This window comes from Komagataeibacter oboediens, from assembly GCF_018491655.1.
GTDB lineage: Bacteria > Pseudomonadota > Alphaproteobacteria > Acetobacterales > Acetobacteraceae > Komagataeibacter > Komagataeibacter oboediens.
This window is the reverse complement of sequence record NZ_JABLUU010000036.1, coordinates 1-8536: the sequence shown is the minus strand read 5'-3', so window position 1 is coordinate 8536 and position 8536 is coordinate 1. Positions and strand designations below refer to the sequence as shown.

The 8536-nt window shown below is 53.0% G+C and carries 9 protein-coding genes; 4 read left to right on the top strand and 5 right to left on the bottom strand.

Annotation, left to right across the window (positions count from 1 at the left end; all coding sequences use genetic code 11):
• The first annotated feature begins 302 nt into the window (after window positions 1–302).
• Together HNO79_RS16150 and HNO79_RS16145 are read left to right on the top strand one after the other, a co-directional pair.
• Entirely contained in the window at window positions 303–1796 is a 1494-nt protein-coding gene (locus HNO79_RS16150; RefSeq protein ID WP_244987589.1) for a DUF262 domain-containing protein, read from the top strand.
• Window positions 1783–3792: a DUF262 domain-containing protein gene (locus tag HNO79_RS16145; RefSeq protein ID WP_214165924.1), complete on the top strand. Its 2010-nt coding sequence runs from the start codon at window positions 1783–1785 to the stop codon at window positions 3790–3792. Before HNO79_RS16150 ends, HNO79_RS16145 begins: the two co-directional genes overlap by 14 nt.
• Before the next feature lie 224 nt (window positions 3793–4016).
• Here HNO79_RS16145 and HNO79_RS16140 read toward each other — a convergent pair whose 3' ends face one another.
• Window positions 4017–4937, bottom strand: a complete 921-nt coding sequence (locus tag HNO79_RS16140) for an SDR family oxidoreductase (protein ID WP_214165925.1) — start codon at window positions 4935–4937, stop codon at window positions 4017–4019.
• 150 nt (window positions 4938–5087) lie between these two features.
• On the opposite strand from HNO79_RS16140, the gene HNO79_RS16135 reads away from it, so the two are divergent.
• Window positions 5088–5780: a type 1 glutamine amidotransferase domain-containing protein gene (locus tag HNO79_RS16135; protein ID WP_214165926.1), complete on the top strand. Its 693-nt coding sequence runs from the start codon at window positions 5088–5090 to the stop codon at window positions 5778–5780.
• On the opposite strand, the gene HNO79_RS16130 is transcribed toward HNO79_RS16135, so the two are convergent.
• A complete protein-coding gene (locus HNO79_RS16130) occupies window positions 5777–6286 on the bottom strand; it encodes a MerR family transcriptional regulator (RefSeq protein WP_214165927.1) in 510 nt (169 codons plus the stop codon). The genes HNO79_RS16135 and HNO79_RS16130 overlap by 4 nt on opposite strands.
• A gap of 97 nt (window positions 6287–6383) precedes the next feature.
• Between HNO79_RS16130 and HNO79_RS16125 the strand changes: the two genes are divergently transcribed.
• A complete protein-coding gene (locus HNO79_RS16125) occupies window positions 6384–7220 on the top strand; it encodes an alpha/beta fold hydrolase (RefSeq protein ID WP_214165928.1) in 837 nt (278 codons plus the stop codon).
• A 189-nt stretch (window positions 7221–7409) separates the two neighbouring features.
• On the opposite strand, the gene HNO79_RS16120 is transcribed toward HNO79_RS16125, so the two are convergent.
• The 3 genes from HNO79_RS16120 to HNO79_RS16110 all read right to left on the bottom strand — a co-directional run.
• Window positions 7410–7793: a type II toxin-antitoxin system VapC family toxin gene (locus HNO79_RS16120; RefSeq protein ID WP_214165929.1), complete on the bottom strand. Its 384-nt coding sequence runs from the start codon at window positions 7791–7793 to the stop codon at window positions 7410–7412.
• Complete coding sequence (locus tag HNO79_RS16115) at window positions 7790–8128, bottom strand: type II toxin-antitoxin system Phd/YefM family antitoxin (RefSeq protein ID WP_214165930.1); 339 nt, start codon at window positions 8126–8128, stop codon at window positions 7790–7792. Before HNO79_RS16115 ends, HNO79_RS16120 begins: the two co-directional genes overlap by 4 nt.
• A gap of 8 nt (window positions 8129–8136) precedes the next feature.
• Window positions 8137–8536, bottom strand: a 400-nt coding sequence (locus tag HNO79_RS16110; RefSeq protein WP_214165931.1) for a tyrosine-type recombinase/integrase, incomplete at its 5' end; no start/stop codon positions are given.

The window sequence follows — 8536 nt, the reverse complement described above, 5'->3', positions numbered from 1 at the left end:
CAAACGGCGAAGGGATTCGAACTTTGATTGGGTAGAATGCGTACCCAAGCCTTCTATCAGCCGTTGCCGGTAGAGCGCCGGATGATTCATGTCCGGTTTCGGTACACTTTCCACCCGCCTGTATATCGGAGATGAGGGCGAGAACAGAGATTCCAGTATCCATAATAAAATTTTTTAATAATTCTTATTTATATATATTCATTTGAAAATGTTTATGTAACTAATTCAGGAAAAGGAAACTTGTCCGGTATGCCGTTCTATGATTAATGTTATGAATATGTTCGGTATTACGGCCCTGTATAATGATTTACCCATCGGTACATATCCGATGCTTTGCAAATATTCTTGAAAACTCTTCATTTCCACTGGCCCTGGATACGTACCAGCGCGGTTTCGTCTGGTCCGAAGAGCAGGTGTCCATCCTGCACGATGAGCTGGTAGCCTACGCGCATGCCCCGACACCCGATGTCCCCTATTATATGGGCACGCTCCTGCTACATGAATGCGCGGAAAAAAGAAAACGGTTCATCATAGATGGCCAGCAGCGCATGACGGCCCTGTGCCTGCTCTATCAGCAAGTTGTCGGATGTTTTCCCGCAGGTCAGGACCTGCGATATTCCCGCTCATCCGCAGGCGCCATTTCCGCTGCCCTTCGTCTGCTGAAAACCACGCCAAGCAGTATAAAACCATCCATTTTCGGAAAGATTCATTTTACGGTCATTATTGTTTCCGATGTGGACATGGCTTTTTCGTTTTTCGACACACAGAACAGTCGGGGCGTACGGCTTGAGACGACTGATCTTCTCAAGGCCTTCCATCTGCGCGCTATCGCACAGTGTTCGGGCAGCAGACCGCAGGAAAGCCAGAAGAGTCTGATTCACGGTTTGCAGGACCATTGTGCAAAACGGTGGGAGATCATGCAGAAGGAAACGGAAAAGCGGCCGGATGGACAGAAAGATGGCGTGGATTTCGCTCCCCGCCTGTTTGAACTGTTTTTATGGCGGGCGCGACGGTGGCAGGCAAACAAACGACCACTCCCTGACCAGGCCCGTCTACTCGATGAATTTCAGAGGCAGACATGGCCAGCGGAACAGGGGCCTGACACGGTCCCGCTCTACCAGTCTCGCACAAACATCCGAGCGAGGAGCCTGGCCCTGTCCGAACAGGGAGGGATGATCCTGCACGGCAACCAGATCACGCTGGGAATGGATGTAGAGCAGCTTCCTTTCAGTCTCAGGCAACCCATCCAGCAGGGAGTCGGATTTTTTCTCTATGCTGACAAATATGCCAAATTGTACCAGAATATTTTCGTGGATCAGTCTGACAGATACACATATTTTAGACGGATCCTTGATGAGCTAATTCTAAAAAACCAGAAATATATTATTGAAATTTTTCAGTTGGCGTCCCTGATGTATGTCGACCAGTTTGGCGAGGAATCCCTGGATGAATTTGCGCTGAGACTGGAATTTCTTTTTGGAGAAATCCGTCTTTCCCATGACAGGATTGCAAAAGAGACGGCCCAGAAATTCTTCTCGGACCTTCAGGGTGATGAACTCAATCTGCTGGATGTGATAACGCAGGCTAGCCACCCCCGCCAGGTGAACATATACCTGAAAAGCCAGGCCAAGTCCTGCCGGGAAACCTACCGTCAGGATCAGACACCGACCGGCAGCACGGTCAAGGGACGATACAAAAAAGCGGTCCTGAAATTCTTCGGAAAAGAGACGACCTCCCTGGCAGAAAAAGAAGCGTGGGTCGAAGCTGAGATAGAGAAATTGCATGCAGAACGTTAAGTCCGAGTGGTGTACACTCAAGAGCATTGTAGATCATGACCCCACCGAGGCCTGGTTTTTTAATGTGCCGCTGTACCAGCGTCTGTATGTATGGGGTGACGAACAGATTTCGACCCTCCTGAACGATATTGCCAATGCCTGCGAACGGCAGGACGCTCAGTTCTTCCTCGGAGGAATTTTGGTTGTCGAAACAACGACCGAGCAGGAACGCGGGGCAAAGCAGCGCACCTTTGACCTGATCGACGGGCAGCAGCGTTTTACGACGTTGTTCCTGCTCAGCCAGTCACCGGGCTGGAGAAGGGCACTTTCCGCCTTCGGCAGGGTCGAGCGGAACGGGGGATTCGCATCCCGCCTGAATTTTTCAGTGCGGCCCGATGTCAATCGCTATTTCGAGGCAACGCTTCAGGACCCACAGAATGCGTTGGCCACTGTTCCAAACACACAGTGCATGCAGAACGCCCGGCAGGTCATGACGGGCTTCCGTGAAAAACGGGCTCTGGATGAAGCCGGAATAGGAAAGATAGCACGTTATATATACGAAAATGTCCGCTTTGTATGTACGGAAGTCCCAAGGCGAATGGACCTGAACAAGCTGTTTGAAGTAATCAATGTTCGCGGCGTTCAACTTCAGCATCATGAAATCCTCAAGGCACGGCTCCTTCATGCCATTCCCGCCGAAGAGCGCCAGCGTTATGCGGCGTTATGGGATGCATGCGCTGACATGAAAGGCTTTGTGGACCAGACTTTACGTCAGGGGCGCGACAAACTGTCCGGGTCCGCCCTGGCGACGCTGTACACGCAGCAAAAACTGGCCTGCGCCCCATCCGTGCGTGACCTTCTCGCCCGACAAGAAGCATTGCAAGAAACCGATGACTCCCTGTCGGGTTATCGCAGCCTGGCGCAGATTGCCGACGCGGATCACGAGAAGACCATACAGAAGGAACAGGTAGAGGGTGACAATCACTGGGCAGACAGCATCATCGGTTTTCCCCTTTTCCTACTGCATGTCCTGAGAATATGGCTTTATGAAAATAGCCGTAAAGATCTGGACAGGATACTGGATCGTGACCTAACGAAGATATTTGAAGAATTCTTTTTCTCTTCGGAAACGCCGCAGCAACAGGAACAGGATGCCAAAGGGTTTGTCGATCTTGTCTGGACGATCCGAGTTCTATGGGATGCCACAATCATAAAATGGGCCGAGGCTGAAATCAGGTCCGAGAGTAGGCCGGACCGTATCCATATGCTCTGCAAGACGTCGGTTTCCGGTGAAAGAACGACACGGAATCTGACAAGAAGCATTAATTATCAAGAAAATGCAGAACTGTCTCTATTGCAAAGCATGTTGTATCATACTCAGGAAAATACAACGCAATATTGGATGACACCTTATCTGTATTATGTGTATAAAAACCAAAACTCACCCTCTGATTACTACTTAAAATATCTACGTCATCTGGATAATTATCTGCTAGGTGAGGAAACGGACGAACCGCTTGTAAAGCGCACTCGCTCCTTTATGGAGCACCCCTGGCGCACCGGACAGTTAACGGATTTCGCAGATTATCTTCGTGGCAAGCATGGGGTACATTTTCGTCATTACTGGTTTTACAAGCTGGATTTTGTATTGTGGCATAGTGCCCATCGAAGTGACGCACAGGAAGAGTGGAAGAATTTCCGCTTTACAGCCAAGAACTCCGTAGAACATATCTCGCCGCAGCAACCTCAGCCTACGGACTATAATATTGTCAGTCCTGATAACAGGGATGATTTCGGCAACCTTGTTCTGTTGTCAGGGGGAATCAATTCGGAATACAGCAACAGACCATTCAATGAAAAGAAGATAAAATTCGAGAATATCAAAAAACATGGACGTATTGAATCTCTGAAAATGGACCTTATTTACCAAAATGCACAGTGGAATGATGAAGTGATGGAACGGCACCGAGAGAGCATGATCAAATATCTGGAGAATTATTACCGAGAAGATATTTAACCATCTTGGAGCTCTGTCTGTAAACGCGCCGCTAGGCCACCCTTTCCTGTGCGTGTTTCATGCGCTGCGGTAATCACGACCCATCAAGGCCGCTCCGCTCCGATGTTCAAAAATATACGACGGACACAGCCCGTTCCGGGCCACTCTCGTTCACGATAGACAGTCCGTTTTCCGAAAGCCCGAATAACTCCTCTAATGACTGACATGAGGCAGTATCCGCCTCTCTATTCCTTCCTGATCAGTTCCAGACCCTCCTCATATGTCGTCACGGGAAACTCAGGGAAATGACGTTTGAATTTGCTTGAGTCAAAAAGATTGTCCTGTTCGTAACGGGGCAGTAATTCCCTGATCTCCCGTACTTTTTTTGAAAAAATGCCTGCGATGATCAATGGCCATTTTCCAATGACCGAATAGGAAGGGGGACGTCCGAAAATCCTGCTCGCCATGGTAACAAATGTCTTGTAGGTCGGCCGCTCGTCACAGCACGGCAGATGCCAGGTCTGGCCGAAAGCTTCCGGTGTATTGCCCAGCGTTGCCAGCGCGCGGCTCGCATCCGGCGTCCAGATGAGGGTCCGGCGCGTATCGTCACGGACAGGAACCAGGGGTCTTTTACCTGCTTTCAGCCTGTCAATGATCAGGGCATTGGTGAAGCTCTGCGTTTTCCCCGGACCATAGAATTCCGGTGCGCGGGCGATCAGCACGGGAATGTCTCCGCGTCCCATTTCCTGCAGCACCATGGTGGCCATTGCCGCGCGCACGCGTCCTTTCCGGCCAACCGGCGCAAAGCGCGTTTCCTCCGTCTGGATCTGGCTGTTCTGCGAATACATGTAGGTATTGTCGAAATAGGCAAAGCTGGCCCCCGCCGCCCGGCATGCCTGCAGGGCATTTCTCAGCATGACGGGAAACTGTTCTTCCCAGAGTTTGGTGTCAGGGGGCAGGCCGGCCGTAAAGTAGACGATCCGGCTGCCTTTTACTGCCTGTGCCGTCTGCCCTGCATCCAGCAGGTTCGCCGCCATGAGCGTATCGTCTTCGTTGACCCTGCGGGGATTGCGGCTCACAAGCCGCAACGCCCCCGTATGATGCTGATGCAATGTCCGCGCCAGTTCCGTGGCGATCTGACCATTTGCGCCCAGTATTGTCTGCATATGAGGCTGCCTCCATGATGTCAGGTAGGTTTGCCCTTACACCATTAACCTTGAAGTCAGATTTAATGTCAAACCACAGATTGACCTTCAACCGGGCTTGAACGTTACAGGATGGTGATCAGAAACACTGCCGCATGGGAGGGGCCTGTCATGAACCGTCGTATCCTTCACGTTGTCACCAACACCGCTCATTTCGGCAATTCCAAGCAGCCGACCGGATTATGGCTGTCGGAACTGACGCATGCGTGGGACGTCTTTGCCGCCAGCGGTTATGAACAACGCATTGTCAGCCCAAAAGGCGGCAGGGTTCCGCTTGATCCGCGTGCATTGAAATGGCCGATGCGCGATGCCTCCACCAGGGCCTGGCTGGCCGATCCGGCAAAAATGGCCCTGCTCTCTTCAACACCCTCCCCCGCAGACATCAGTCCGGGCGATTACGATGCGATCTACTTTACCGGCGGTCATGGCGTGATGTGGGATTTTCCCGACAATGAGGGCCTTCAGGCCATCACCCGCGCACTATGGGAAAAGGGCGGCGTGGTCTCCGCTGTCTGTCATGGATATTGCGGACTGCTGAACACCCGGCTTACAAACGACTCCTTTCTGGTCCGCGGTCAGAAAATCACCGGATTTTCATGGACCGAGGAGAGGCTGGCGGGTGTCGCGCGCGAAATCCCCTACAACGCGGAAGCGCAGATGAAGGCACGGGGCGCGATTTATGAAAAAGCGCGGCTTCCGTTCATGTCCCATGTCGTGACGGATGGACGGCTGGTGACAGGACAGAACCCCTTTTCCGCCAGAGCGACGGCAAGGAAAGTGGTGGCGCTTCTGAATGGGGCTTAACGGGATGCCGTCTTTTTACGGCGGCCAGAGCTTACTGACTGACGGCGGTCCGTCGCATCAAGAAGGCGGATATCGTCCGACGTGACGTCGAGGGCTTCGGGATGTTCCGCAAGCATGTTCGTCAGGACACGATGCGCATTGGCCGCACAGTCCATGTCGTCAGGGCGCGCCTGAATATCCTCGATCAGACGGAGCAGATGCGCCCTGCTCTGGGCCAGGCGTGCCTGCAGCGCTTCAATATCCGCAATCTTGCGTGTCAGGGCATCCATCAATGTAGCATGATCCCAGTGTTCCAGATCAGGCGGCAGCAGGGTGCGGATTTCATCCAGTGTAAACCCGGCCCGCTGCGCCGTCGTGATGAGAGCCAGGACCATCACGGCCTGCTGCGGATAGGTCCGGTATCCGTTGGGCCGGCGGTCAACCGTTTTCAGCAGTCCAATGCGCTCATAGAACCGGATTCTCGACGGTGTCAGGCCACTTAACCGTGCCAGTTCTCCAATCTTCATGATTTCTCCCGGTCATGAACGCATGCTTGACCTTGAAGCTATCTTCAACGTTAGGCTCTGACCAGTATCCCGTTATTGATCGGCAAGGAGGCGTATCATGTCATTCGTCACGACATCTAATGGCGTAGAGATTTTCTACAAGGACTGGGGACCGAAGGATGCTCAGCCGATCGTCTTCCATCATGGCTGGCCGCTTAGCGCCGATGACTGGGACACGCAGATGCTGTTTTTCCTGAGCAAGGGATTTCGCGTGATCGCGCATGACCGTCGTGGTCATGGTCGCTCGGCACAGGTGAGTGACGGGCACGACATGGATCATTATGCGGCGGATACATCGGCCGTTGTCGAGCATCTCGACCTGAAAAACGCCATCCATGTCGGACATTCGACCGGCGGAGGCCAGGTGGCCCGCTATGTCGCGAAATATGGTCAGCCTCAGGGACGGGTTGCCAAGGCCGTGCTCATCAGTTCCGTGCCGCCCCTGATGGTTCAGACGGACCACAGCCCTGATGGCACACCGATCGCCGTCCTGAACGGACTACGTGCGGGGCTTGCAGCCAATCGCGCGCAGTTCTTTCTGGATATCGCCAGCGGACCATTCTACGGCTTCAATCGCACGGGAGCAGAAATTTCGGAAGGCACGATCCGCAACTGGTGGCGTCAGGGAATGATGGGCAGCGCCAAGGCCCACTATGAAGGCATCAAAGCATTCTCCGAAACAGATCAGACCGAGGATCTGAAGGCCATCACAGTGCCGGTGCTTGTGCTGCAGGGCGATGATGATCAGGTCGTGCCCTACCAGAACGCGGCTGTCCTTCAGGACAGGTTGCTTCAGGACAGCACGCTGAAGATCTATCCCGGTTATCCGCACGGCATGCACACGACACATGCAGACGTCATCAATACAGATATCCTCGCGTCCATTACCGAATGATGATCGCATCATAACGATGTGACGTTTAGCGTCAGCAGATGGCCGTCCTGGCCTCTCCAACTGCTGTTGTGCGTTCAGTTCCCACCATGTCGCCACGCAGAAATCTGTCCGTCGATGTCGGCTTACGGTAACGTCGCTGAGGGACGGAATGTCTTGACATGAAGACGTATTCTGACGGCAGTTTCTGCTTCACGAACAGCGTATTCGTTTGATGGGGTAATGATCCATCTGTCCGTCTTCCGAAAGGAATGTGGCGTGTTCAGCTTGCGCCTGCGCCATCAGGAGATGATCAAACGGATCACGATGATGCAGAGGCAAAGACATAAGGATCTGCAGGTGTTCGGGCCGTATTTGTAGTAGCGAGAAACATTCCGTAGGAACGGCTGCCAGAATATCGTTCATATCCGCATCCAGTTTTCCGATCCGGATTTTGATCGCAATCTCCCATAATGACACGATACTCACCAGAATATCGTGGACCGGATCTGCAATGATCTCCCGGGCATTCTCACCCAGCCGGTCAGAGTCCGAAAGCCACCAGAGCAACGCATGCGTATCGAGCAGAACCTTCACAGGTTGCGTTCCATGCTTTCAAGAATGTCCGGCGGCGTCTCATCAAAATCTTCGCTCATTCTGATCCGCCCGCGAAGAGCTCCCGGCTGACGGCGGGGGCGATAGGAAGGAGCTGGTGGCCGCAGTTCAGCCACAACCTCGTCATGAGACGTCACGAGGATCGTCCTGCCCTGTCTGACCTGACGCAGATACGCTGTCAGGTTTCTCCGGAACTCCCGAACACCGATTTTCTGTGGGGATGCTGCCTTATCTGAAAGATGCTCGCTCATGGCCTCCTCCTTATGTGTCATCATATCATGTACACATAAGGAGGAGGTAGAGAATTCCTGAGGCATATTCGATTTCAGAGATCAGTGGCTTCCGACAGTGCCAGAGCGTCCTCTACATCCACCCCAAGGTATCGAACCGTACTATCCAGTTTTGAATGACCCAGCAGGATCTGCACGGCCCGGATATTGCCGGTTCGTTTATAAATCATGGCAACCTTAGTCCGGCGGAGCGAATGAGTTCCATATTCCCCGGGGATAAGTCCCACCGCCTGAACCCATTGATCCAGAAGCCGGGCGTATTGCCTTGTGCTCAGGTGAGCTTTGGCGCTTAGGCGACTTGGAAAAACATACTCATTCAAGCCACCACCTCGATGCTCCAGCCACGCCCGCACGCTTTCCCGCGTTGTTTCTGTAATTTCGAACTGTACAGGTCGCCGGGTTTTCCGCTGGACGACCATGGCTCGGTGGCGCACC

Bases quoted from the DNA above. Each gene is read 5' to 3' on its own strand.
- HNO79_RS16150 (WP_244987589.1), top strand. From the start codon at position 303: ATGATTTACCCATCGGTACATATCCGATGCTTTGCAAATATTCTTGAA.
- HNO79_RS16115 (WP_214165930.1), bottom strand. From the start codon at position 8,128: ATGCCTCAGGAATTCTCTACCTCCTCCTTATGTGTACATGATATGATG.
- HNO79_RS16145 (WP_214165924.1), top strand. From the start codon at position 1,783: ATGCAGAACGTTAAGTCCGAGTGGTGTACACTCAAGAGCATTGTAGAT.
- HNO79_RS16130 (WP_214165927.1), bottom strand. From the start codon at position 6,286: ATGAAGATTGGAGAACTGGCACGGTTAAGTGGCCTGACACCGTCGAGA.
- HNO79_RS16140 (WP_214165925.1), bottom strand. From the start codon at position 4,937: ATGCAGACAATACTGGGCGCAAATGGTCAGATCGCCACGGAACTGGCG.
- HNO79_RS16125 (WP_214165928.1), top strand. From the start codon at position 6,384: ATGTCATTCGTCACGACATCTAATGGCGTAGAGATTTTCTACAAGGAC.
- HNO79_RS16135 (WP_214165926.1), top strand. From the start codon at position 5,088: ATGAACCGTCGTATCCTTCACGTTGTCACCAACACCGCTCATTTCGGC.